A 25,465-nucleotide genomic window follows, 5' to 3' on the forward strand; every position below is an offset into this window, starting at 1 on the left:
TTTTTAGCTAAGTTATTTTTGTGACTTTTATTTAAAACTTTAGAACTTAAGGTTCTACTATTTAGCTTTTGGATAGAGAAACTCTTTTTAAAATACTATTCTTCTACTGCCATTTTGAATTGTGATTCATATAGATTTCTATAGTATCCATTTTCAATTTGCAAGAGTTCGTGATGTGTACCTTTCTCTACGATGAGTCCTTTGTCCATCACAATGATTTGATCTGCATTGACAATTGTTGCCAAGCGGTGAGCAATGATTATAGACGTTCTATCTTGCGTTAGATATTCGGTTGCCTTTTGAAGTAGTTCTTCAGAATGAGTGTCAATCGAAGAAGTAGCTTCATCTAATATCAAGATACTTGGATTACTTACATAAGCTCTTAGGAAGGCAATTAATTGTCGTTGCCCAGACGAGAGCATTACTCCTCTTTCTTTTACATTGTAGTCATATCCTCCTGGCAGACTCATAATAAAATCGTGTATCCCTATTTGCTTAGCCGCATTTTCTACTTGCTCTCTGCTAATAGCTGGATTGTGCAAAGTAATATTATTGAAGATAGTATCACTGAATAAAAATACATCTTGTAACACGACAGCGATTTGTCTGCGTAGAGAAGCTAACGTAAATTCATTGATATCCGTATTGTCTATCCGTATCTGTCCACTGTCAATATCATAAAATCGATTTAGTAAATTGATAATTGTCGATTTACCTGCTCCAGATGATCCTACAATTGCTACCGTATTACCTGGAGGGATGTGTAAGGTGATTCCCTTTAATACTTCGACTTCTGGTATATAGCTAAAGCGGATATTGTTTAACTCAATCTCTCCATTGAATTGAGGAGCTATTTTAGTTCCACAATCATTCATCTGTTCATCCGTTTCTAATACATCGAATACTCTTTCTGCCGCAATGATTCCCATTTGCATGACGTTAAATTTATCAGCAATTTGCCTCAATGGATTAAACAACATTGTGATTAGCATTGTATAGGCAAATAAATCTCCAAATGTTGTTAGGTTGTCTCCCTGTACAATTGACATTCCTCCATACCAAATCACAAAACCTAAGGTCAGTGAAGAAACAATATCAGCGATAGGGAAAAAGATAGAGTTGTAAAGTATATTTTTTAGCCAAGCCTGGTTGTGCTTTTCATTTATTTCCTTGAACTTTTCATATTCGATATGCTCACGAGTAAACAATTGAACGATTTTCATACCTGTTAATCGCTCTTGTACAAATGTATTCAGGTTTGAAATTTGCGTTCGGACTTCCTGAAAGGCAGACTTCATCTTTAATTGAAATATTCGCGTTGCATAGACAAGGATAGGCATGGCAACCAGAACAATTAGACTCAGCTTCCAGTTCATGTAAAACATAAAAGCCAAAACGACAAACATTTTCAGAACGTCACTGACAATCATAAAAAGTCCTTGACTAAAAATACTCGCGATCGATTCAATATCAGATACAGATCTGGTAACAAGTTTTCCTACTGGTTCATTGTCAAAATAGCGCATGCGAAAACTAACAATCTTGTCAAAGAGTTTCTCGCGAATATCTTTGACAATATCTTGTCCTAACCAACTTGCCCAATAAGAGAAGTAAAATTGAGACAATACTTCGCCTATAAGGACAACTGCCATAAGCAAAACGTACATTAAGAGTCCTTCTTGATCTCTTGTTTGCACATAGCTATCTACTGTTTGCTTTACCATATATGGACGAACAGCAGCAAAGATTGATAGTGTAATCGCAAATACGATTACCCAGTTAAAACGTCTTTGATAAGGTTTTGCGTAGCTTAATATTTTTTTTAGTGATAGTGATTTCAGTCGTTTCATAGATAAGGATAACTTACTTTTGTTAAAAATAATCCTTTACCAGGGACAGAGAATCCCGCTTGACCTCTATTTTTACTTTCAATGATTTTGCGTACGTCATTCACAGTTATTTTCTCTAGACCTACATTGACCATAGTACCGACAATAGCTCTAACCATATTGCGCAAAAAGCGATTTGCCGAGATGGTAAAAACTAATCTATTGTGATCGATGAGTTTCCATTCAGCTTGGTAGATAGTACAATTAAAAGTGAATACATCTGTATGTGTTTTTGAAAAACACTCAAAGTCTTCATACTCAAACAAAACTTTAGCTGCTTCGTTCATTAGATCAACATTCAATGGCTTGAAGTGGTAAAAACTTTGACTGTTGCAAAAGGCATCTTTATATAAATGTATATGATATTCGTATGTGCGAGCAGTAGCGTCAAAACGCGCATGCGCCTGATCATCGACAGGGTGAATATTATAAACGACTATGTCCTCTGGTAAAAATGAATTCATTTTTTGAATCAAAGAATTTTTGTCAAAGTCTGCTTCATAGTCAAAATGAGCAAACATTTGCTTAGCGTGAACTCCAGCATCTGTGCGACCTGCACCTATTAATTCTATAGGTGTACGCAAAAGTGTAGAAATAGCTCTTGTGAGTGTTTCTTGTACTGTTTTCGCGTTAGGTTGTAATTGCCAGCCGTGATAATGTGTTCCGTTGTAAGAAAATTCTAAAAAATATCTCAAAATAAATCTATTGTTTTTTACAAAGAGCAAATATACTTCAAAATCACGAGTAGGTTGTTTATGTTATTATAAAATTAGAAATAAGGTAGGGGTGCAAAACTTTTATAGCACTGTAATAAAATTAGACGATACCCAGCCTCTGATATTTTGTGACTCATTGTGAATAGCATGTTGAGTATAATTTGTTGATAGTTGTTGAGATTCGACTTCTACATAATACCATTTGCGTTCTTCACTATAGCGTTCACCTAAGATCTTAATTTTTGAATTTTTCTTTAACTTTCCGAAAAGGTTGTCTGAGAAGTAATTGTAGAAATCATCGCTATCTGGATATTTATTTTCTACTGAAGGATAAATGCGAAGGTTGTATGCTTCGTTCTGAACTATTCCCCATGACGTGTTCTGTATTAACTCGCTATATTGGATGTCTGATTCAGGAATGTCAAGGTTTGCTATTGCGTAATTTTCTTTGACCGTTGCGCCTTCTTCATTTAACTCAAGAACTACATTTCCCATTAATGGGCTTTCACCACAACAGCTTGTTTCTGTATAAGTAATCGTATGGAAACGAGGAGATAGATAAAAATTGTTAAAGTAACTCGTTGTCACAAGGGTATAGTTTTCTTCATACTTGTCGTAGTAAAATAAGAAAAAACAATCTTGTTCTCCATAAGCTAATATATAGAGTAGGTCCTTTTTAGATTTTGTGATTCGAGTATACGTTTTAGTGTAACCTGCCATATAGCTATCTCCTACAAGCTCATCAAAATAACGATCAATATCTTTTTCATTTTTAAAGGTGTATTCTGGTATTCTCGTCTGGTAATGCTCATCATAGAAGGTGTTTATTTGGGCATTAGAAGGTATGTAAGAGAAAATAAATAGAAGTGTAAGCCAGATAAAATGTCCTGTTTTCATATTTTTTGATTTAAAGGTAGGGAAAAAAAGGAAAATGATTTACCATTAATTGTCTGATAGTAGGTGGATTAGAACTGTATTGTTTCTTTGTTTTCGTTATAAGTAGTTAGGTGTCGATAGCATAGTGATAGAAAGTTGATAGGGTAGTGGTCGCATCTTTTTAGCACAAAAGTATGCGACCACTATGGCATCACTATGCGACCACTTCCTATATTGTTCTAATATAGCTTGTCTCGTCCTAATATAGCTGTACAGTTATTGTTTATAATCCTGCTTTTAACTGTACATTTGGTTTTATAATCCTATTATAACTATACAGGTACTTGTTGTTCTTTTTTGTTGGTATAGTAATTCTTCTATCTCTTATTGGTATTTAAAACTGTACAGTTTTTTCAGGACGGGTCATATATGTGATTTTTTAAAACAATAATGTTTATTTTTACCCAAACTGTGATAACATACAATCACAGTGATTAACTAATTAACCTAACTATAATTATATAAGAATGAAGAAACTATTCGTGTTATTGGGCTTGTTTGTTGGCTCACTTGGATATGCACAAGATTTTAATCAGTATTTTGAAGATAAGACACTGCGTTTAGATTATGTATTTGGAGGAAATAGCGAAAGGCAATTTATTTTATTAGATGAGTTAATTTCTTTGCCTTCATGGGCTGGGCGTACACATAATTTAGGAGAGAATGCCTTAAAGGGAAATGGACAAGTACGCGTATATGATGAAAAGACCAATACGTTGATCTATACGAACAGTTTTAGTACACTATTCCAAGAGTGGTTATCTACAGAGGAGGCACAGAAGACTACTAAGAGCTTCGAGAATGTATTTTTAGTTCCGTATCCAAAAAGTAATGTGCGCATTGAGTTGGTGTTGTTCGATGCAGATGGCAAGGAAAAAGACAAGTTAGTGCACCAGGTGGATCCTACAGATATATTAATCCATGCAAAGGGAGCTAAGGATGTGACTAAACATGAATATGTACACAGAGCCAAGGATAATTCAAAAGCGATTAATGTTGCCTTTGTAGCAGAAGGGTTTAAAGAAGAAGAAATGGGCAAGTTTATGGATGCTGTGAAGGTTTCTATTGAGCAATTAGTTGCCCACAAACCATTTGATAAGTTTGCAGATAACTTCAATTTCATAGCAGTTCAGAGTGTTTCAAAGGATTCAGGGGTAAGTGTTCCACGAGAAGGAGACTGGAAGAAAACGGCTATAGAGTCTAACTTTGATACTTTTTATTCGGAGCGTTATTTGACGACGAATAGAATTAAGAAGTTACACGATGTATTAGCGGGGATTCCCTATGAGCACATTATTATTTTGGCTAACACAGATGTATATGGTGGAGGTGGAATTTACAACTCATATACTTTGACAACGACGGGACACAAAGATTTTAAACCTGTAGTAGTACACGAGTTTGGTCATAGTTTTGCAGGTTTAGCAGATGAGTATTTTTATCCAAATGACGTATTGAGTGATTTGATTTCCAATCAGACAGAACCTTGGGAACAGAATATTACTACATTAGTTGATTTTGACAGCAAGTGGAAAAAGATGTTGAAGAAAGGAACGCCAATTCCAACTTTAGAAAAAGACAATAAAAAATTCCCTTTAGGGGTGTACGAAGGGTTAGAAGGGCGCAAGATTTACAAAGGGACACTTGATTGTAGAATGAAGACAAATCAGTATCCTGAGTTCTGCCCTGTTTGTCAGCATGCAATAGAAGAATTAATTTTGTTTTATACAGAGTAATAAAGGTATAACCTCTCTTTAAGGGAGGTTGTTTTTTTGTAAAAATAATAAAGGTGAAAAAAATATTATTATTATCAGATACACATAGTTGTGTGGATGAGCATATTTTGAAGTATGTGAGAGAAGCTGATGAGGTTTGGCATGCAGGTGATATAGGTGACCTGTCAGTCACTGATGCAATCAAAGCGCTAAAGCCATTAAAAGGAGTCTATGGCAATATAGACGACAAAGAAGCAAGGCTTGAATTTCCAGAAGAAAACATCTTTGATTGTGAGGGCATGAAGGTGTATATGATTCACATTGGAGGGTATCCTGGGAAGTATCGATCAAATGTAAAGGCGACTATTATGCGTGAGAAGCCAGATATCTATATTTGTGGACATTCACATATCTTAAAAGTGCAATATGATCAGATGTACCAAGTGTTGCATATGAATCCAGGTGCGGCAGGAATAAGTGGTTTTCATCAAGTAAGGACGATGTTGCGTTTTGAAATTGACAAAGGGAAAATTAGCAATTTAGAAATTGTAGAATGGCCTAAAAACAAAAAAGCCGAACTTCTTTAAGTTCGGCTTTTTTAACGCACTAATAAACTAAGATGTTAGGTTTATCGTAAGCGATCTACAGATTTTACAAGATCTTCATCCTTCTTGATGGCTCTGTTGGCTAATACAAGCAACAGGATAGAAACAATAGGGAGGAACATCCCAATACCTTTCTCTGAAATAGCTTCTGCTACTTCTCCAGATACAGTTAGAGAGCGGAATACAAATAATCCTAATAGTAAAACGTTTAATATCATATTAAGTCGATTCATCATGAATTGACGTTTTCTATTTTTATAACCAAGTAAGCTGATGATACTCAAAGCAGCACTAATCCCAAAAAGGATTGCCGTGATAGGGCTGTGTCCAACCATTATCGTTTCATTTAGGCCGTTTGTCCATAATGGAATGAATAATGATAAGATTCCCATTATAACAAAAACAAGTAATAAATAAATGCTTTGAATTCTTTGTATCATAACTTTGTCCGCTTAGGAATTACAAAAATAACGTTTCTTTTTTATTAAAACCTATTGTTTTTTAAAATTAATTCGTAATATTGCATTAGTTCTGCCGTAAGTTCTTCATAATACGGCAATTCTATGAATAAAATTTCCATTCTTATTTAAAGAACACAACTCAATTTATTTTTATAATCTATAAACATTTATATGTTTGACATTTCCGAATTACAAAAGTTGAAGGTTTCAGAACTTCAAGACATTGTTAAAAAATTCAATATTGCAGGTACTTCTGGTTTAAAAAAAGATTTACTAATCGGGAAGATTCTTGAGCATCAAACTACAAATGCTCCAAAAGAAAAAGCAACCGCATCAAAAAGTGAGGCTTCAAAAGTCACAGAGAAAAAAGCAATTAAGAAAGAGAATAATGAAGGAGTAGCAGATAAGGTTAAAGAATCTGTGAAAGCTGCAATGAAGGTAGTAGTTGCAAAAGAGAAGGAACAAGTAAAAGAAAAAGGCAAAAGACCTCGTATAGAATCTACACCGAAAGTTGAAGCTAATGCTGGACAAGTTGCAGAGGCTACAACTCAAGCTGATAACAGAGGAGATGGGCAGCAGCGCAAGAAAGTAGCTGAGGCAAGAGAAGGAAATTCTGATTCTCTGAAAGAGAAAACAGGAGAGAATAGAAATCAGCCTAAGGAAAACAGAAGGGACTTTGGAAAGAAAAAAGGGGACAATCGCGATAATCGTAGAGATAATCAAAGACGCGATAATCGTCCACAAAACCAGTCTAATCAAGCTACTTCAAAAGAGAGTGAGTCAACTCAAATAGAAACTACTTCAAAAGAAACTTTTGTATCAAACGAGAATGTTCAAGCTCAAAGTCATGTAGATGCTGGAGTTGAACAAGAACAAAAGAAACAAAATACCAATCAAAATAAGAACAATCAGCAAAACCACAACAATAACAAAAAGAATAATTACAGAGAACCGGATTATGAGTTTGATGGAATTATTGAGAGTGAAGGGGTGTTAGAAATGATGCCTGATGGTTATGGATTTTTGCGTTCAGCTGATTATAACTATTTATCGTCACCTGATGATATCTACTTATCACAATCCCAAATTAGATTATTTGGTCTAAAAACAGGAGATACTGTTAAAGGTGTAGTTCGCCCTCCGAAAGAAGGAGAGAAGTTTTTCCCACTGGTAAAAGTTGTAAAAATTAACGGACATGATCCTCAAGCTGTTCGAGATAGAGTATCGTTTGAGCACTTAACTCCGCTATTTCCAGATGAAAAATTCAATCTGGATGCAAAGCGCAGTACGGTATCTACTCGTCTTATGGATATGTTTTCACCTATTGGTAAAGGGCAACGTGGTATGATCGTAGCTCAACCAAAAACAGGTAAGACTATGTTGTTAAAAGACGTGGCAAATGCCATTGCGGCCAATCATCCTGAGGCGTATCTAATCGTTCTTTTAATTGACGAACGTCCAGAGGAGGTAACAGATATGCAACGCAGTGTAAATGCAGAGGTAATTGCCTCTACATTTGATGAGCCAGCAGAACGCCATGTGAAAGTAGCTAATATCGTTTTAGAAAAAGCTAAGCGATTAGTAGAATGTGGTCATGATGTAGTGATACTTTTAGACTCTATTACACGTTTGGCAAGGGCTTATAATACTGTTCAGCCAGCTTCTGGTAAAGTGTTGAGTGGAGGGGTAGATGCCAACGCTCTACAAAAGCCAAAACGCTTCTTTGGAGCTGCTCGTAATATTGAGAACGGTGGTTCATTGAGTATTATAGCAACTGCTTTAGTTGATACGGGATCTAAAATGGATGAGGTTATCTTTGAAGAATTTAAAGGAACGGGTAATATGGAGTTGCAGTTGGATCGCAAGCTTGCAAATAAGCGCATTTTCCCTGCGATTGACATTACTTCTTCTTCTACGCGTAGAGATGACTTGTTATTAGAACCAGGTGCACTACAACGCTTATGGGCTGTTAGAAAGTATATTGATGATATGAACTCGGTCGAAGCGATGACATCTATTATTGACAATGTGAAGAAAACAGATAATAATGAAGAATTCCTAAAAACATTGAACGGATAATTCATTATACATCATATGAATAAAGAGAGAATAAATACAAGTGTGTTTATTCTCTCTTTTTGTATAATAGATATTTAATTTTTTAGATGGAATGTTAAAAAACTTTTGTGTCTTTATATAATTTGAGTAATTTCGATGCTATAATGAGAGAATAAGAAGCGAAGAAATGAATGATATCATTGTGTTTATTGGGGTTGTTTTGATTGCTTTTTTTGTTGTCAAGAGGTTTGTTACTATTAAGCGATTTAATAGTACAGAGGAGTATTTAGAATATAAGAAGGAGAAGGAGGAGGAAGATTTTTTGGAAGATGATGAAGAATGGGATGATGAATTAATCGATAAAAAGAGTTTTAATTTTCTATTTGTCGGTGCTATAGCAACCATTTTATTTTTGTTTTTTGGTTTATTTACGGGAAATACCATTTACTTCATCTTAATTTTATTTGTGATCACTGCTATTTTGTATTTGTACTATATGCCACCGAGCAATAAGTTTTAAGTTGTTTGGGATTTTTGATTATGTTAAAAACAATAAAAACTAATTTTTTTTAAATTTATAAAATATTTAAAGTGAGAGTTTTAAAGGAATGAGAAGGAAATACTTTATATTTTTTTAGATTTATAGTTTGTATTTATAGAATAACGTTATATATTTGCACTCGCAATTAAGCAATAGGCCATGTGGCGCAACTGAATAGCGCATCTGATTACGGCTCAGAAGGTTGCAGGTTTGAATCCTGCCATGGTCACTAAATTTAGTGAATAATATAAAATATTTCGGCCACGTGGCGCAACTGAATAGCGCATCTGATTACGGCTCAGAAGGTTGCAGGTTTGAATCCTGCCGTGGTCACGAAAAGCTCCTTTCTTAGGAGCTTTTTTTATTTCTATACTTTTGTTTAAAATTAATCAGGAGGTATGACAAGTAAAGAAAGTTATTTTAGTTTTTGGAAAAAATCCACCAATGAACACGGTGTCCATTCCCCTTTTGTGTTTTGTCTGTTGACAAAGGGATTGTATCCTAAAGATAATAGATGGCGTAAGTTCAAGAAGCGTCATGTTTTCTTTGATCGTATTTACCGTTATTTTAAACCCTCGACTTTGACTTATATTAATCCTACTTCGGATATTCTCGAAAGAGGTTATGAATATGTTGACTTTGCCTCTGTTCAAGGGAAGGTTGATTTAATTTTTATCGGACAAGGTAAGGGAGGAAATTCGATTTCTGATAGTTGTATCGTTGATGCAATGCACAATGATTCTGTTTTGATTATTGATAGGAGAGTAGATTGTGAAAGCACTGAGAAGTTGTGGAAAAGTATAGTAGAGGATGACAACTTCACTGTTACAATAGACTTTTACTATTTCGGTTTAGCATTTATAAGAAAAGAGCAGTTAAAACAGCACTTTGTACTTCGCATGTGATTTTTTACGCGATATATAGCGATAGTGTAGTTAAGGTTTCTTATTTTTATTACTTGTATGAATACTTGTGACAAGTAACAAGGCTTTAGCTATTTTAATTTATGACAGAATACATTATCGATATTAAAGAAATAAAGCGCAATTTCAAACTTGGATCTGAAACCGTAAAAGTGCTAAAGGGAGTTAATCTTCAGATTAAACGAGGAGATTATGTCGCTTTGATGGGGCCTTCGGGATCAGGCAAGTCTACTTTGATGAATATCTTAGGTTGTCTTGATACTCCAACTTCAGGAGAATATACACTCAATGGCAAAGACGTCAGCTCGTTGGACGATGATCAATTAGCTGATATTAGGAATAAAGATATTGGCTTTGTCTTTCAAACCTTTAATTTACTGCCTCGTACCACTTCATTGGACAATGTGGCTTTGCCAATGGTCTATGCTGGAAAGTCAAAAGAAGAGCGATATGAACGCGCAAAAGAAGTACTGGGACAAGTAGGATTAGGCGATCGTATGGATCACCATTCGAATCAGCTTTCAGGAGGGCAAAGACAGCGTGTAGCAGTTGCGAGGGCTTTGGTTAATCACCCTGCTATTATTTTAGCAGATGAACCTACGGGTAATTTAGATACGAAAACGTCAATTGAGATTATGAATCTTTTTGACGAGATTCATTCAAAGGGCAATACCGTAATTTTAGTAACCCATGAGGAGGATATTGCTGCTCATGCACATCGTATCATTCGCCTAAGAGATGGTTTAATTGAAAGTGATGACCGCATTAAATAGTTTTTTATTGTTAACTTGTACAGTTATTAAAAGATTAGACAACCCACAAATATATTTATGAAAGTATATACTAAAACAGGAGATAAAGGTACAACTGCACTTTTTGGTGGCACAAGAGTACCGAAACACCATATTAGAATAGAGAGTTACGGAACTGTAGACGAATTAAATTCACATATTGGTTTAATTCGCGATCAAGAGATGAATCAGTTGTACAAAGAAGTGTTGATAGAGATCCAAGATCGCTTATTCACAGTAGGGGCTATATTAGCTACTGATCCAGATAAAGCCATATTGAAGAACGGCAAGGAAAGATTGAATATTCCAAAGATATCAGAGGAAGATATAGCCTTGTTAGAGAATGAGATTGACAGAATGGAAGAATCTTTGCCTCCAATGACACATTTTGTTTTGCCAGGTGGGCATACTACGGTGTCATATTGTCATATAGCAAGATGTGTGTGTCGTAGAGCTGAGCGTTTGTCAGTACATTTGAATGAAATAGAAGCCGTAGATGAGTCAGTTTTGAAATACTTAAACCGACTTTCTGACTACCTTTTTGTGTTGGCACGAAAGTTGACTTTTGATTTACACGCGGAAGAAGTGAAGTGGATACCGAGAAAACAAGGTTAAAAGTTTTTTAAATATTCATAAAATAGCTTGAAAAAGCAGTTACGTTCTTATTATTGGATGAAATAAAATAAAAAACGCTTGTTAATTTCATAATAAAATTTATTTTTGCATTAAAATTAAAAACGGATTAGAGATGTATTGGACATTAGAATTAGCATCTTATTTAAGTGATGCACCTTGGCCGGCAACAAAGGATGAGCTTATTGACTATGCAATTAGAACAGGTGCTCCTCTAGAGGTAGTTGAAAATCTACAATCCATCGAGGATGAAGGTGAAATCTATGAGTCGATGGAAGAAATTTGGCCAGACTATCCAACTGACGAAGATTACCTTTGGAACGAGGATGAGTACTAGGAAAAAATAATAAAAATGAAAAAAGCCTCAGTCAAGGCTTTTTTTTTGTTTAAACTTAGAAACTGAAAGTTATAATATTATAAACTATATAATTTATGAGTCTTATAAATACTATATTAAAGGTTTTTGTAGGTGATAAATCGGAGAGAGATATCAAAGCTATAAAGCCTATAATAGAAAAAATAAAAACCTACGAAGGTAGTTTAGCGAGCTTGTCGAATGATGAGCTAAGAGCTAAAACCATTTATTTTAAAGATATTATTCAGCAATCTCGTGCTGATCAAGATGCTAAGATTGCATCTTATCGCGAAGAGATTGAGAAGACACAAGATATCGATGCAAGAGAGTCTATTTATGCAAATATTGACTCATTAGAGAAAGAAGCATACAACAATACAGAAAAAGTATTGCTTGATATTTTGCCAGAGGCTTTTGCAGTAGTGAAAGAAACAGCACGTCGTTTCAAAGAAAACGAAGTGATTGAAGTAACTGCAACAGAGCAAGACAGAGAATTTGCATTGAGTAAAGAATATGTTACTATCGAAGGGGATAAGGCATATTGGGCAAATTCATGGAGTGCAGCTGGAAAGCAAGTTACTTGGGATATGATCCACTACGACGTTCAGTTAATTGGTGGTATTGTACTTCACGAGGGTAAAATTGCTGAGATGCAGACAGGGGAAGGTAAGACATTAGTAGCAACTTCTCCATTGTATTTGAATGCGCTTACAGGAAAAGGTGTACACCTTGTAACTGTGAATGACTACCTTGCTAAAAGGGATAGCCAGTGGAAAGCTCCTTTGTTTGAGTTCCACGGTATGACAGTGGATTGTATCGATAATCACCAACCTAACTCTCCAGGAAGACGCGCTGCTTATGCTGCGGATATTACTTATGGAACTAATAATGAGTTTGGTTTCGATTACCTTAGAGATAATATGGCACATACGCCAGACGAATTGGTACAAAGAGCTCATAACTTTGCTATTGTCGATGAGGTTGACTCGGTTTTAATTGACGATGCAAGAACGCCTTTGATTATTTCTGGACCTGTTCCTCAAGGAGATCGCCATGAGTTCAATGAACTTAAACCTGCAGTAGCTGGTTTGGTTGAGATTCAAAGAAAATTAGCAAATGGTTATTTAGCTGAAGCTCGTAAATTAATTCGCGAAGGAAATACAAAAGAGGGTGGATTTTTATTGTTGAGATCTTACCGCAGTTTACCTAAGAATAAGGCTTTAATCAAGTTTTTGAGTGAAGAAGGAGTTAAGCAAATTCTTCAGAAAACAGAAAACCATTATATGCAAGATAACAATAGAGAAATGCACGTTGTAGACGAGGCTCTATACTTTGTTATCGAAGAAAAGAACAATTCTGTTCAGTTGACTGATAATGGAATTAAATACTTATCTCAAGGAGGTGACGAAACTTTCTTTGTTCTTCCAGATATTGGAACTGAGATTGCAAAAATTGAAGCTTTAAAACTATCTAAAGAAGAAGAGGCAGAAGCTAAGGATAAATTATTCCAAGACTTTGGTGTAAAATCAGAGCGTATCCATACGTTAAGTCAGTTACTAAAAGCGTATACTTTGTTTGAAAAAGACACAGAGTATGTGGTAATGGATAATAAGATTATGATTGTTGACGAGCAAACGGGACGTATCATGGATGGTCGTCGTTACTCGGACGGGTTACACCAAGCTATTGAAGCAAAAGAGAATGTGAAAATTGAAGCGGCTACACAAACGTTTGCTACAATCACACTTCAAAACTACTTCCGTATGTACAATAAATTAGCAGGTATGACTGGTACGGCTACAACGGAGGCAGGAGAGTTTCTACAGATCTATAAGTTAGATGTAGTGGAAATTCCTACCAATAGAGGAATCGCTCGTGATGATAAAGAAGATAAGATTTACCGTTCAGTACGTGAGAAATTCAAAGCAGTAATTGACGATGTTGTTAAATTATCACAAGAGGGAAGACCAGTACTTATTGGTACAACTTCAGTTGAGATTTCAGAGCTTTTAAGTAGATCTCTTAAGATGCGTGGAATTCAACACAATGTATTGAATGCAAAATTACACAAGCAAGAGGCGCAAATTGTAGAAGAAGCAGGAAAACCTGGAATTGTTACAATTGCAACGAATATGGCAGGTCGTGGTACGGATATTAAATTATCACAAGAAGTTAAGGATCGTGGAGGTTTGGCAATTATTGGTACAGAGCGACATGATTCACGTCGTGTAGACCGTCAGTTAAGAGGTCGTGCGGGACGTCAAGGGGATCCAGGTAGTTCTCAGTTCTATGTGTCATTAGAAGATAATTTAATGCGTCTTTTCGGTTCAGAAAGAGTGGCTAAGATTATGGATAGAATGGGATTAGAGGATGGAGAAGTTATCCAACACTCTATGATGACCAAGTCAATCGAACGTGCACAGAAGAAAGTAGAGGAGAATAACTTCGGTATTCGTAAGCGTTTGTTAGAGTATGATGACGTGATGAATGCACAGCGTGAGGTTATCTATAAAAGAAGAAAGCACGCTTTATTCGGTGAGCGCTTAAAAGTAGATATCGCCAATATGATGTATGACTTATGTGAGCGTATCGTTGAGTCTAACAAAATGGCTAATGACTACAAAAACTTTGAGTTAGATATTATTCGCAACTTTGGAATTAATACCGTAGTTTCAGAAGATGATTTTAATAAATTAGATTTTGTAGCTATTGCGAACAAACAGTACGATATTGTGTTTACAGCTTATCGTGATAAGTCTGCACGTAGTGCTGCTGAAGCTTTCAAAGTGATTAAGAACGTTTATGAGAATAACAGTGGAAGCTTTGAACGCATCGTTGTACCATTTACAGATGGTATTAAGACTATCAACGTTGTAACTAATTTAGAAAAGGCTTATCAAACTGAAGGAGCTTCGTTAATTGAGGATTTTGAAAAGAATATTACTTTGACGATCTTAGATGAAGCATGGAAGAAACATTTGAGAAAAATGGATGAGCTTAAACAATCTGTGCAGTTAGCAGTACACGAGCAAAAAGACCCATTGTTGATCTATAAATTTGAGGCATTCGAATTGTTTAGAAAGACAATTGGAGAAATTGACTCTGAAGTTACTACTTTCTTGACAAGAGCAGATTTACCTGTTCAACAAGTACCAGAAGAAGGTGGTCAAGTAAATGCTTAAATTTGAATTTTAATTGTTTTTCTATTATAGAAAGTAAGAGAGGTAAAGTAATTTACCTCTTTTTTATTTTATATATTATACTATAAGGCTTTTCAAGAGTTTTTTTGTTATTGTTTTGTGAAATTTGTTAAGAGAGAAATAGAGATATTTATCTTTGAAAGAAACAGAAAACACTTTTATGTAATCTTATGGAATTATTAGATTATCTTTTGCATATAGACAAGTATCTGCACTTGTTTATAGAACAGTATGGTACTTGGATTTATGTTATCTTATTTCTTATTGTCTTTGTTGAAACTGGCTTGGTTGTAATGCCTTTTCTACCGGGGGATTCTCTGTTATTTGCAACAGGAATGCTCATTGCTCAATCAGATGAATTGAGTATTACGCTGGCTATTATTATCTTGTTAGTAGCAGCTATTGGAGGGGATTCATTGAATTATCTGATTGGTAATAAAGTCGGTATGCGCTTGACAAGAGTGAAACTTTTTGGAAAGCAAATTATTAAAGAAGAACACCTTGATAAAACACATTCTTTTTATGAGAAGTATGGTGAACGAACTATTGTTATCTCTCGTTTTATCCCTATTGTACGTACTTTAGCGCCTTTTGTAGCAGGTGTTGGAAAGATGAAGTATTCTGTCTTTATGACTTATAATGTGATAGGGGGTTTGATTTGGGTATTAAGTTTAACTTTGGCAGGTTATTTCTTAGGTAATATTCCGTTTGTACAGGAGCATTTCTCAAAGATTGTCTTGTTGATAATAGTGGTGTCAGTCTTGCCAATTGTTTACGAATTTTTGAAAGTGAAATTGAGTAAAAAAGCATAAATAGTTTCTCTAAGTAAGTTTTAGTTACTTGGGAAATAAAAAAGGTTAGCTTATTTTAAGCTAACCTTTTTCTATTTTATATCGCGATGTTATTTTACCAATTCTAACTCAAAAACTAAGTCAGTATTTGGAGGAATAACTCCACCAGCACCTCTTTCTCCATAACCTAAATGGGAAGGGATAAAGATTACTGCTTTGTCGCCTATTTTCATTTGTTCAAAACCTTCTATGAAACCAGGTAATAGTCCTGTTTTAGTACCATATTTGAATGGAATAGGGATATATTGATTATAAGCAGCTCTTTGTGCATCGTGTATGTCAAATTTTTCAGCTAATTCTTCAACACTTGTATCGAATAGGGTTCCATTTTCAAAGAAACCTGCGTAATGCACAGCTATTTGATTGCCAATATTTGGTTTTTTTGCTCCCTCTTTAGTTTCAGTGATCACATATAGTAACCCAGAATCAGTTTTTTTAGCTTGTGCTTTTAGAGTAGCAAATTTGTCTGCGTATTCCTTTTGAACTGCTGCTAACTTTTCTTCTTTTTCTTTTTTCGCTTTAGATTCGTTCTCTGAGTATTCTTTAAAAACTTTTTCTGCATTAAACTTCTTAGCTGCTTTACCAACTCTTAAGATTTTTACAGATTCAATTTTATCTTTTTCTTGGATTTGGTTTACGATATCCATTCCTTTTACAGTATAACCAAAAACGCTATGGCGATTATCTAAAAACTGTGTTTCTTTATGAGTAATGAAGAATTGGCTTCCGTTTGTAAAAGGACCGCTATTAGCCATAGATACAGTTCCAGGTTTATCGTGGCTTAAAGTTGGGTCAAACTCATCTTTAAATACATACCCTGGACCGCCAGCACCATTTCCATCAGGATCTCCTCCTTGGATAACAAAATCCGCTACTACGCGGTGGAAAGTCAATCCGTCATAGAATGGTTTCCCTTTGAACTTTTTATCCACTAATGGATTTGTTCCTTCAGCTAAGCTCACAAAATTAGCTACTGTAATAGGTGCCTTTTCGTACTCAAGCTCAATCACGATGTGTCCTTTGTTGGTTTTTATATCAGCATAAAGACCATCTGGTAAGTCGCTTTTCTGAGAAGTACATGAAGCAAAGACAGCTACAAGACTTAAAAATAGACTAGTCATATTTTTCATATTTAATTTTATTTTTCTATTGATTTTAATTCGATTACAAATATTAACGGTTGATTCTTTTGGATTTTGTCTTTATCTCCTAAGTAGCTATAGGCTAAAGAAGAAGGGGTTAAAACCTTTAAAATTTCCTTTTGCTTCATCAGCTTTAAGCTTTGTCGTAAAATCGGTAGTAATTCATCTTGATCTACTGTGTATTCAATGTTGCCAATTTCACTTTTGTCGTAAATCAGGCTGTCATTCATACTTTTGACTTCATAGGTAAAGATCAATTTATCGCCTTTTTGAGGGAGGATAGAGTCTTTGATCTGTCTGTTCTGATAAGCGTACCAAAAGCCGTTTTTAGAATTTAAAAACTGTTGATCTTTATTTGATGAAATGTAATGCGAAAGAACTGCTTCTTCACTTTCCAATAGATTTTTATTTCTGTCTATTGAGTTATCTATAACAGTACTTCTTTTTTCGCTAATAGGCTTTCTCGCTTGTTCTTGTTGAAAGCAAGCGGTTAGCGTGAATAGAGAAAGTAAGCAAAAAGCAAATTTTAAAGTCTTAATCATAAAACTCATTTTTATGTTTTGAAACAATATCTTTAAAATAATCAATTGTGTCTGCTAAGGATTTGGTTGATTTTCCACCAGCAGCATTAACGTGACCACCTCCTTCAAAATAGGCTCTTGCAAGCTTATTGACATCAAAGTTGCCCTGTGATCTAAAGGAAATTTTAATTATGTTTTCTTCCGTTCTTTCGATAAAGAAGGCTGTGAAATCAATGCCTTTAATACTTAAACCATAATTGACTAAACCTTCCGTATCGCCCTTTTCGTGCTGGAATTCTTTTAGGTCACTATCTTTTAGAAAGATAAAGGAAGTGTTGTACTCTGGTAATACTATCAGGTTTTGAAGCGCTCTTCCCATTAACTGTAGTTTATTATAACTACTGTTGTCAAAAAGATTATTGTGAATTTGAGGGTTGTCAATTCCCTTTTCAATTAAATCTGCAATAGCTCTATGCGTAGCCGCATTTGTTTTTGGAAAGCGAAAAGAGCCAGAATCGGTCACTATACCTGTGTAGATACACGTAGCAGCATCTTTGCTTATGTATTTGGCAAAGTCTAATTTGCTAAGTATAGTGTATAGTAATTCACAAGTAGAGCCAAATTCAGGATGAGAGAAAGTTAGTTCTGCATAATCGCCAGGCATTTGGTGGTGGTCGATCATGATAAATGGCTTGTCGATGTTTGACAAGTATTTCTCCATTTCATCTCCAGTTCTCAGTAGAACATTAAAATCTAAGGTAAAGATATAGTCAGCAGCTTGCATAAGCTTTGAGGCTTTATCTTTGTGGTATTCAAAGTTTACAATGCTATTTGTACCAGGCATCCAAGAAAGGAAGTTTGGAAAATCATTAGGCGTTATAACAGTTGCTTTTTTATTTAATTTAGTAAGTACATGGTATAGTCCAAGAGTTGAACCAATAGCATCTCCATCAGGATTGCGGTGAGGAATTATTACAAAGTTATTTCCAGAGGCAATAATAGATTTTAATGCTTCTAATTTATTTTCATTTATCATGATATGTGATACAAATTTGGATGCTAAAATAAGGCATATTTATATTAAAATCATAATAAACGACCGTTAAATAAAGTAAAGAGTGTAATTATTGTGCTAAATTTTTAAGTTCAGCTTTGTCAACTAAAATTATCTTTTTACCAGATAATTGAATAATTCCTTCTTTCTTTAAGTCAGATAAAAGTCTGATACAACTTTCTGTTGCAGTACCCACCATATTCGCAAGGTCTTCACGCGACAGTTGAATATTTAAAGATTTAGTCTCAGGATCAACACCACCAAGTTCTTCAAGTTTCAGTAGCATAATAGCTAATCGCTCTTTTACAGTTTTATGGGTGTGATCTGCAAGGCCTTTGTCGGCATCTTTTAAGTGATTACAGATATCCCTTGTTACTAATAGAGAGAACTTGTTGTTGTCAGAGAAGTAGTCTAACATTTCTTTCTTAGGGATAAAACAAACCTGCATATCTTCTAATGCAGTAGCAGTAAGATTTGAAGTTTCTTCATTGATAATTGATCTCTGACCAAGTAATTCACCGCTTTTCGCTAACTTAATAATTGTGTCTTTTCCGTTAGAATTCAATTTGGTTAACTTACAGAAACCTGATTTAACACAATATACTCCATTTAGGTTATCACCTTCCAAAAAGAGAATTTCACCCTTTCTTACAATGAAATGGGTTTTTGTTTCAGAAATAGTTTCAAGCTCATCTCGAGTTAAAGCTTTTAAAGAACTAAATTCCCTTATAATACATTGCTCACATCTGCTCATAAATTTTTTTATATCTGTTAAAATATTATACAAAGATAGGTTTTTTTTATGATAAATATCATATATTCTACTAATATAAACTTTGAAATTTGTATAAGGTAAAATGAGCAAATATTATGGGTAAAAAAGGATGTTATCACTGTGGTAATGAGGTAACTACTTTTAATCGAATCGATTTTGATGGAAAAGAGTTTTGTTGTAATGGATGTAAAACAGTATATGAAATTTTCAGTGAAAATGACTTGAACTGCTATTACGACATGCAACAATCGCCAGGAGCAACCCCAGAAGAAGCAAATGGCAAGTATGATTTTCTTGATAAAACAGAGATTATTAGTAAGTTACTCGAGTTTGACGAAGGAGAAACTTCAATTGTTTCTCTTTATATTCCACATATTCATTGTAGTTCTTGTATTTGGATTTTGGAGAACTTGAATAAACTAAATCAAGGGGTCTATCGCGTTTTAGTTAATTTCCCTGAAAAGAAGGCAACTATCACGTTTAATAAGCAAAAGACGACTTTAAAAGAGATTGTATTATTGCTTAATAAAATAGGTTATGAACCTTATATTAGTTTAAAGAACTATGATGATAAACCACAAAATGTTGACCGTAGTTTAATATATAAAATCGGAATTGCATTTTTTGCTTTTGGCAACGTTATGATGTTGTCATTTCCGGAATATTTTAACATAGATGACGTTTGGATGCGTCAGTATAAAGATTTCTTTCGTTGGTTGATATTGATCATTTCTCTTCCTGTTTTCTTTTATTCCGCTTCTCCTTATCATATAGCAGCTTGGAAGGGAATTAAATCTAAGAATTACACGATTGACATTCCCATGGCTCTCGGTATTATCGTTATGTTTATTCGCAGTACTGTAGATATCGTATTCGATTTAGGGCCAGGATTTTTTGACAGTATGACCATGTTGGTGTTCTTTATGTTATTAGGGAAACTATTCCAACAAAGAACCTATAATTTCCTTTCTTTTGAACGCGATTATAAATCGTATTTTCCCATTGCTATTACCAAATTGGGAAGTGATAATGTAGAAGAGCCTATCCAAATTTACGATGTAGAAAAAGGCGATCGTCTTCTCATTAGAAATCAAGAATTGTTACCTGTTGACTCTATATTAATTTCTGAATCAGCTTTCATCGACTATAGTTTTGTGACGGGAGAGGCTGTTCCAGTTGAAAAGAAATCTGGAGATAAATTGTTTGCAGGTGGAAAACAAGTGGGAGATGTAATAGAGGTAGAGGTTGTTAATTCTGTTTCTCAAAGTTACTTAACTCAACTGTGGAGTAACGATGTATTTCAAAAGAAAGTAGATATGAAATACAAGACGATTACAGATACTATTAGTCACTATTTTACGCCTGTACTATTGACTATTTCTATCTTGGGGTTTGTCGGTTGGTCGATTGTTGATCTTAATAGTGCTTTCAATGTATTTACTGCTATTTTAATTGTCGCTTGTCCTTGTGCTTTAGCCTTGACTGCTCCATTTACTTTGGGAAATGCAATTCGAATATTGGGTAGAAAAAAGTTTTACTTAAAGAATGTGACTGTTGTCGAGCAAATGGCAAAAGTAAATACTGTTGTCTTTGATAAAACGGGAACTATTACTACAAATGCAACTTCGACTATTCAGTACGTAGGTAGTGATCTTACACGAGAAGAACAGAGTGATATTCGCAATATTATTAGGGGGTCAAATCACCCTTTAAGTAGAAAATTATATAGCTTTTTAAAGACGAAGGTTATTGCTAAACCTGAGTGGTTTGAAGAAATACCAGGTTTGGGATTAAATGGTACAATTAACAGTAAAAATTACTTAATAGGTTCACCTAAACTCGTCGGTATACATGATGACAAAGTAATCAACGAAACTGCAGTACACATCCAGGTTGACGGTAAGTATAAGGGGAAATTTATATTTGCTAACCACTATAGAGAAGGTGTAATTGATTTGTTTGAAAGTTTAGACAAGTCAGGTTATAAATTAGTTATTCTATCGGGAGATAACGATGGGGAAGCTGTTGTGTTAAGAGAATTGTTACCTGAGAGTACTGTTTTAGCATTTAATCAGAAGCCAGAAGAAAAGTTAGAATATGTGAAGTCTTTACAAGAAGAAGGTGGAAATGTTATGATGGTAGGAGATGGTTTGAATGATGCTGGAGCTTTGGCTCAAAGTAATGTAGGGGTGTCCATTTCTGAGAATGTTAATGTTTTTACACCTGCAAGTGATGCGATTTTAGATGCTCATATGTTCTCATATTTAGATAATTTTCTTAAATACTCGATTAATTCTGTTAAAATTATTAAATTAAGTTATATATTAGCATTAACGTATAATGTTATTGGTATAACGGTTTGTTTGTTTAACAAAATGTCGCCGTTAGTTGCAGCAATTATAATGCCTGCAAGTACGATATCAATCATCAGTTTCGTGACGATTATGACTAATTATTTTGCGAGAAAAAATCTTAATGAGGATCATATAAATCGATAAACTGACGATTATCATATTTTACCAATTTCGATAATGTTAATTTTGACATATAATTTTTAGGTATGAGTGTTATATATTTCTTAATTAGTATCAGTGTAGTTGTAGCTGGCATTTTTCTGTACTTGTTCATCAAGTCAGTGAAGAATGGGCAGTTCGACGATGCTTATACACCTTCGGTACGCATGCTGTTTGACGATGAGATAAAGGTTAGCGATAAAGAGCCTTCGTCCCAAAAATCAAATAAAGAGAGTTTAAATAAAAATCAAAGAGAAAATCAAATATAAACAACTATGGAAGTGCAACAATTTTACTATGACAACAAAATTGTAAAGAAATTCCTTTATGCATCAATATTCTTTGGTGCGGTAGGTATGCTTGTAGGTTTACTATTAGCGGTAATGTTTATATTTCCTAACATAACTGACGGTATTTCGTGGTTAAGTTTCGGGAGATTAAGACCATTACACACCAACGCTGTAATTTTTGCGTTTGTTGGTAACGCTATTTTTGGAGGAATCTATTATTCTTTACAAAGATTATGTAAAGCCAGAATGTACAGTGATTTTTTAAGTAATCTTCACTTTTACGGATGGCAATTAATTTTAATTGGAGCTGTGATTACGTTACCATTAGGTTTCACAACTTCAAAAGAGTATGCCGAATTAGAGTGGCCAATTGATATTGCAATTGCATTAATCTGGGTAACTTTCGGTGTAAACATGATTATGACAATCATCAAAAGAAGAGAGCGTCATATTTATGTAGCAATATGGTTCTACTTAGCAACGTTTGTGACAGTAGCTGTATTACACATTTTTAACTCATTAGAGTTACCAGTAAGTGGATTGAAATCTTATTCAGTTTACGCAGGGGTACAAGATGCATTAGTACAATGGTGGTACGGGCATAATGCGGTAGCATTCTTCTTAACAACACCTTTCTTAGGGTTGATGTACTACTATTTACCTAAAGCGGCTAATAGACCAGTTTATTCATATAGACTTTCTATTATTCACTTCTGGTCATTAATCTTCTTATACATTTGGGCTGGACCTCACCACTTGTTGTATTCTGCTTTACCAGAATGGGCACAAAACTTAGGAGTTGTGTTCTCTGTAATGTTGATTGCGCCATCTTGGGGAGGTATGATCAACGGTTTATTAACACTTCGTGGTGTTTGGGATAAAGTTAGAGTTGAGCCAGTATTGAAATTCTTCGTTGTAGGTATTACTGGTTATGGTATGGCTACATTTGAAGGACCAATGTTATCGTTGAAAAACGTAAATGCTATCGCTCACTATACTGACTGGATCGTAGCTCACGTTCACGTTGGTGCATTAGCTTGGAATGGATTTATGACATTTGGTATGGTGTACTGGTTAATCCCACGTATGGTTAAAACTGAATTGTTCTCTAAATCGTTAGCAAACTTCCACTTCTGGATTGGTACTTTAGGTATTATTTTATACACAATTCCGTTATATGTTGCAGGTTTCTCTCAACACTTGATGTGGAAAGACTTCAACCCTGATGGAACTTTAATGTATGGTAACTTCTTAGAAACTGTTACTGCTATTATGCCGATGTATATTATGCGTGCAATTGGTGGTACATTATATTTAGCAGGGGTATTCGTGTTAATTTACAATATCGCTAGAACTGTTTCTGCTGGTCAAAAAGTTGAAGATGAATTAGCTGAAGCACCTGCGTTACAAAGAATTTCTTCTGGTAGATTAAAAGGAGAAGGATGGCACGCTCATTTAGAGAGAAGACCTGTTCAATTTACTATTCTTACTACGGTAGTTATTCTTATTGGTGGTATGGTTCAAATTTTACCAACAATATTTGTAAAATCTAATATTCCAACTATTACAAGTGTAAAACCTTATACACCATTAGAGTTAGAAGGTCGTGATTTGTATATTAGAGAAGGATGTGTTGGATGTCACTCTCAAATGGTACGTCCGTTCCGTTCAGAAGTTGAACGTTATGGTCAGTATTCAAAATCAGGAGAATATGTTTACGATCACCCATTCTTATGGGGTTCAAAAAGAACTGGTCCAGATTTATTTAGAGTAGGTGGTAAATATTCAGACAGCTGGCATTACAACCACATGTTTGACCCTCAATCTACATCTCCAAACTCTATCATGCCAGGTTATAAATGGTTATTTAGAAATGAAGCAGCGGATTATTCTAAGATTGAGAAGAAAATGAGTGTAATGAGAACATTAGGTGTTCCTTATACTGATGAAGATATTGCAAATGCTAAGGAGAGTATTGCTGATCAAGCTGAATTGATAGCTCTAAACTTAGAGAGTGATCCAGATTATATTAAGTCTTATAAACAAAGTATAGAACGTGCTGAAGCTAAAGGCGAAACGTTTGTGCCAATGAGTGATAGAGAAATCGTTGCTTTAATTGCATACTTACAGAGATTAGGAACTGATATTAAAAAAGTAGAAGAATAATTTATTAAGTGAATCAATATGCTAAAGTTCATTAAACATACTATGGAAACAATAGGAGGAGTAGAAGTATTTCCAATTATTTCCTTAATTATCTTCTTTACCTTCTTTGTTGGGCTTTTTGTATGGGTAATTACCTACAAAAAGGAAACCATTCAAGAATTGAGCAATATGCCATTCATGGATGATGAAGAGCATAATGTTGATCCTAATTCAGAAAAATTATGAAAAAATATTTTCCAGTATATGTACGAGTACCACTACTATTTGGGTTGTTTTTCCTTTTAGTAGAATGGTTAGTAGGCGGAGAAGGTGAAAAACCAGCCTTTATGGAGTACCCACAGGTACTAATCTTATTAGGTTTGTTCTTGTTCGCTTTAATTGCAGTTGAGATTGTAGTAGCGTCTACAAATAAGATTTTAGATAGATTAATGACTCCAGAAGAGCGAGTGGCAGAAAAAAACAAGCGTTTTTCTGATCTTCCTTGGGTTAAAAGCTTAATGAGCAAATTAACTAAAACTAAGGGAATCCAAGAAGAATCTGATGTAATGATGGATCACGATTATGATGGTATTAAAGAGTTAGATAACGAGTTACCACCATGGTGGGTTGGGTTATTCTACGTTACGATCATATTCTCTGTAATCTATTTGTTGAGATTCCACGTGTTTGACGGAGATAATCAAATTGTTGAATATGAAAAGTCAGTAGCTGAAGCTCAATTGCAAATTGAGGAGTATAAGAAAACTGCTCCTGATATGTTAACAGCTGATGATGCAAAATACTTGACTGATGAAGCTGATTTAGCTGCTGGTAAAAAGCTGTTTGATGCCAACTGTATGGCTTGTCACAAGCTTGATGGTGGTGGTTCTATTGGGCCTAACTTGACAGATGATCATTGGATTTTAGGTGGTGGTGTGAAAAATATTTTCCATACTATTTCTGAAGGAGGTCGTCCTGGTAAAGGAATGGTGCCTTGGAAGAATAACTTCAAACCTTCTGAAATCGAGAAGTTAGCTTCTTATGTAATTTCATTAAACGGAACTAATCCTGCTGATGCAAAAGGTCCTGAAGGTGATATTATTTGGTCTAAAGCTGATTTAGAAGGTGGTGAGGCTACTCCTGCTGAAGAAAGTGCACCTGTATCAGATGTGGCTCCTGAATCAGGTGAGACAAGTGAATCAGAAGTTGTTGCTCCTGAAGCGGATAGCGAGGAGTAATAATTAATAAAAATTCTTCATGCTTACTAGCGACAACTATTTAGTAATGAAGATGGTATAGTTATTAGATTATACATTTTTGTAGCTTTTTTTATAAAAGCTATAAACTAACA

At 34.7% G+C, this 25,465-nt stretch carries 22 protein-coding genes, 2 tRNA genes and 1 pseudogene; 17 read left to right on the top strand and 8 right to left on the bottom strand.

The window, feature by feature from the left end:
- Nucleotides 1–95: 95 nt before the first annotated feature.
- The 3 genes from GJV76_RS08290 to GJV76_RS08300 all read right to left on the bottom strand — a co-directional run bounded on the left by GJV76_RS08290 (nt 96) and on the right by GJV76_RS08300 (nt 3,502).
- A complete protein-coding gene (locus GJV76_RS08290; protein ID WP_155092159.1) occupies nt 96–1,850 on the bottom strand; it encodes an ABC transporter ATP-binding protein in 1,755 nt (584 codons plus the stop codon).
- A complete protein-coding gene (truA, locus tag GJV76_RS08295) occupies nt 1,847–2,584 on the bottom strand; it encodes a tRNA pseudouridine(38-40) synthase TruA (protein ID WP_155092160.1) in 738 nt (245 codons plus the stop codon). The genes GJV76_RS08290 and truA overlap by 4 nt, the downstream gene beginning before the upstream one ends.
- A 102-nt stretch (nt 2,585–2,686) precedes the next feature.
- Complete coding sequence (locus GJV76_RS08300) at nt 2,687–3,502, bottom strand: hypothetical protein (protein ID WP_155092161.1); 816 nt, start codon at nt 3,500–3,502, stop codon at nt 2,687–2,689.
- 506 nt (nt 3,503–4,008) lie between these two features.
- Between GJV76_RS08300 and GJV76_RS08305 the strand changes: the two genes are divergently transcribed.
- Together GJV76_RS08305 and GJV76_RS08310 are read left to right on the top strand one after the other, a co-directional pair.
- The gene (locus GJV76_RS08305) at nt 4,009–5,277 is read left to right on the top strand and encodes a M64 family metallopeptidase (RefSeq protein WP_155092162.1); all 1,269 of its coding nucleotides are present in this window, start codon (nt 4,009–4,011) and stop codon (nt 5,275–5,277) included.
- A 53-nt stretch (nt 5,278–5,330) separates the two neighbouring features.
- Complete coding sequence (locus GJV76_RS08310) at nt 5,331–5,843, top strand: metallophosphoesterase family protein (protein ID WP_160339043.1); 513 nt, start codon at nt 5,331–5,333, stop codon at nt 5,841–5,843.
- 41 nt (nt 5,844–5,884) lie between these two features.
- Here GJV76_RS08310 and GJV76_RS08315 read toward each other — a convergent pair whose 3' ends face one another.
- Nucleotides 5,885–6,301 carry a DUF4293 domain-containing protein gene (locus GJV76_RS08315; protein ID WP_155092163.1) on the bottom strand — a complete coding sequence of 139 codons (417 nt, stop codon included), beginning with the start codon at nt 6,299–6,301 and terminating at the stop codon, nt 5,885–5,887.
- A gap of 192 nt (nt 6,302–6,493) precedes the next feature.
- Here GJV76_RS08315 and rho point away from each other — a divergent pair, with 192 nt between their 5' ends.
- The 10 genes and pseudogenes from rho to GJV76_RS08365 all read left to right on the top strand — a co-directional run bounded on the left by rho (nt 6,494) and on the right by GJV76_RS08365 (nt 15,635).
- Nucleotides 6,494–8,401 carry a transcription termination factor Rho gene (gene rho, locus GJV76_RS08320; RefSeq protein WP_155092164.1) on the top strand — a complete coding sequence of 636 codons (1,908 nt, stop codon included), beginning with the start codon at nt 6,494–6,496 and terminating at the stop codon, nt 8,399–8,401.
- Nucleotides 8,402–8,567: 166 nt separating this feature from the next.
- Nucleotides 8,568–8,900: a hypothetical protein gene (locus GJV76_RS08325; protein WP_155092165.1), complete on the top strand. Its 333-nt coding sequence runs from the start codon at nt 8,568–8,570 to the stop codon at nt 8,898–8,900.
- Between the two features lie 176 nt (nt 8,901–9,076).
- Nucleotides 9,077–9,150: transfer RNA gene (locus GJV76_RS08330), tRNA-Arg, on the top strand.
- Nucleotides 9,151–9,180: 30 nt separating this feature from the next.
- A tRNA-Arg gene (locus GJV76_RS08335) sits at nt 9,181–9,254 on the top strand.
- Between the two features lie 65 nt (nt 9,255–9,319).
- Nucleotides 9,320–9,826 (top strand): hypothetical protein, encoded by a 507-nt coding sequence (locus tag GJV76_RS08340; RefSeq protein WP_155092166.1) that lies wholly within the window; start codon nt 9,320–9,322, stop codon nt 9,824–9,826.
- A gap of 101 nt (nt 9,827–9,927) precedes the next feature.
- A complete protein-coding gene (locus GJV76_RS08345) occupies nt 9,928–10,617 on the top strand; it encodes an ABC transporter ATP-binding protein (protein WP_155092167.1) in 690 nt (229 codons plus the stop codon).
- A 57-nt stretch (nt 10,618–10,674) separates the two neighbouring features.
- Nucleotides 10,675–11,250: a cob(I)yrinic acid a,c-diamide adenosyltransferase gene (locus tag GJV76_RS08350; protein WP_155092168.1), complete on the top strand. Its 576-nt coding sequence runs from the start codon at nt 10,675–10,677 to the stop codon at nt 11,248–11,250.
- A 133-nt stretch (nt 11,251–11,383) separates the two neighbouring features.
- Nucleotides 11,384–11,605, top strand: a complete 222-nt coding sequence (locus tag GJV76_RS08355) for a DUF2795 domain-containing protein (RefSeq protein ID WP_002986941.1) — start codon at nt 11,384–11,386, stop codon at nt 11,603–11,605.
- A gap of 95 nt (nt 11,606–11,700) precedes the next feature.
- A pseudogene (gene secA, locus GJV76_RS08360) lies at nt 11,701–14,769 on the top strand (preprotein translocase subunit SecA); the annotation flags it as partial.
- Nucleotides 14,770–14,993: 224 nt separating this feature from the next.
- The gene (locus GJV76_RS08365; RefSeq protein WP_155092170.1) at nt 14,994–15,635 is read left to right on the top strand and encodes a DedA family protein; all 642 of its coding nucleotides are present in this window, start codon (nt 14,994–14,996) and stop codon (nt 15,633–15,635) included.
- An 89-nt stretch (nt 15,636–15,724) separates the two neighbouring features.
- On the opposite strand, the gene GJV76_RS08370 is transcribed toward GJV76_RS08365, so the two are convergent.
- The 4 genes from GJV76_RS08370 to GJV76_RS08385 form a co-directional block, all read right to left on the bottom strand.
- Nucleotides 15,725–16,804, bottom strand: a complete 1,080-nt coding sequence (locus GJV76_RS08370; RefSeq protein WP_155092171.1) for a peptidylprolyl isomerase — start codon at nt 16,802–16,804, stop codon at nt 15,725–15,727.
- Between the two features lie 8 nt (nt 16,805–16,812).
- The gene (gene gldI / locus GJV76_RS08375) at nt 16,813–17,358 is read right to left on the bottom strand and encodes a gliding motility-associated peptidyl-prolyl isomerase GldI (RefSeq protein WP_155092172.1); all 546 of its coding nucleotides are present in this window, start codon (nt 17,356–17,358) and stop codon (nt 16,813–16,815) included.
- Nucleotides 17,351–18,373, bottom strand: a complete 1,023-nt coding sequence (locus tag GJV76_RS08380) for a DHH family phosphoesterase (protein WP_155092173.1) — start codon at nt 18,371–18,373, stop codon at nt 17,351–17,353. Before GJV76_RS08380 ends, gldI begins: the two co-directional genes overlap by 8 nt.
- A gap of 88 nt (nt 18,374–18,461) precedes the next feature.
- Complete coding sequence (locus GJV76_RS08385) at nt 18,462–19,145, bottom strand: Crp/Fnr family transcriptional regulator (RefSeq protein ID WP_155092174.1); 684 nt, start codon at nt 19,143–19,145, stop codon at nt 18,462–18,464.
- A 116-nt stretch (nt 19,146–19,261) separates the two neighbouring features.
- Between GJV76_RS08385 and GJV76_RS08390 the strand changes: the two genes are divergently transcribed.
- From GJV76_RS08390 to GJV76_RS08410, 5 genes are all read left to right on the top strand, one after another.
- Nucleotides 19,262–21,664 carry a heavy metal translocating P-type ATPase gene (locus GJV76_RS08390; RefSeq protein ID WP_155092175.1) on the top strand — a complete coding sequence of 801 codons (2,403 nt, stop codon included), beginning with the start codon at nt 19,262–19,264 and terminating at the stop codon, nt 21,662–21,664.
- A 62-nt stretch (nt 21,665–21,726) separates the two neighbouring features.
- Nucleotides 21,727–21,948 carry a cbb3-type cytochrome oxidase assembly protein CcoS gene (ccoS, locus tag GJV76_RS08395; RefSeq protein WP_155092176.1) on the top strand — a complete coding sequence of 74 codons (222 nt, stop codon included), beginning with the start codon at nt 21,727–21,729 and terminating at the stop codon, nt 21,946–21,948.
- 6 nt (nt 21,949–21,954) lie between these two features.
- Nucleotides 21,955–24,135 carry a cytochrome-c oxidase, cbb3-type subunit I gene (ccoN, locus tag GJV76_RS08400; protein WP_155092177.1) on the top strand — a complete coding sequence of 727 codons (2,181 nt, stop codon included), beginning with the start codon at nt 21,955–21,957 and terminating at the stop codon, nt 24,133–24,135.
- Nucleotides 24,136–24,153: 18 nt separating this feature from the next.
- Complete coding sequence (locus GJV76_RS08405) at nt 24,154–24,360, top strand: CcoQ/FixQ family Cbb3-type cytochrome c oxidase assembly chaperone (protein ID WP_155092178.1); 207 nt, start codon at nt 24,154–24,156, stop codon at nt 24,358–24,360.
- A complete protein-coding gene (locus GJV76_RS08410) occupies nt 24,357–25,352 on the top strand; it encodes a cbb3-type cytochrome c oxidase N-terminal domain-containing protein (RefSeq protein ID WP_155092179.1) in 996 nt (331 codons plus the stop codon). The genes GJV76_RS08405 and GJV76_RS08410 overlap by 4 nt, the downstream gene beginning before the upstream one ends.
- Nucleotides 25,353–25,465: the final 113 nt, after the last annotated feature.

The sequence above is a fragment of the Myroides albus genome, from assembly GCF_009711045.1.
GTDB lineage: Bacteria > Bacteroidota > Bacteroidia > Flavobacteriales > Flavobacteriaceae > Flavobacterium > Flavobacterium album_A.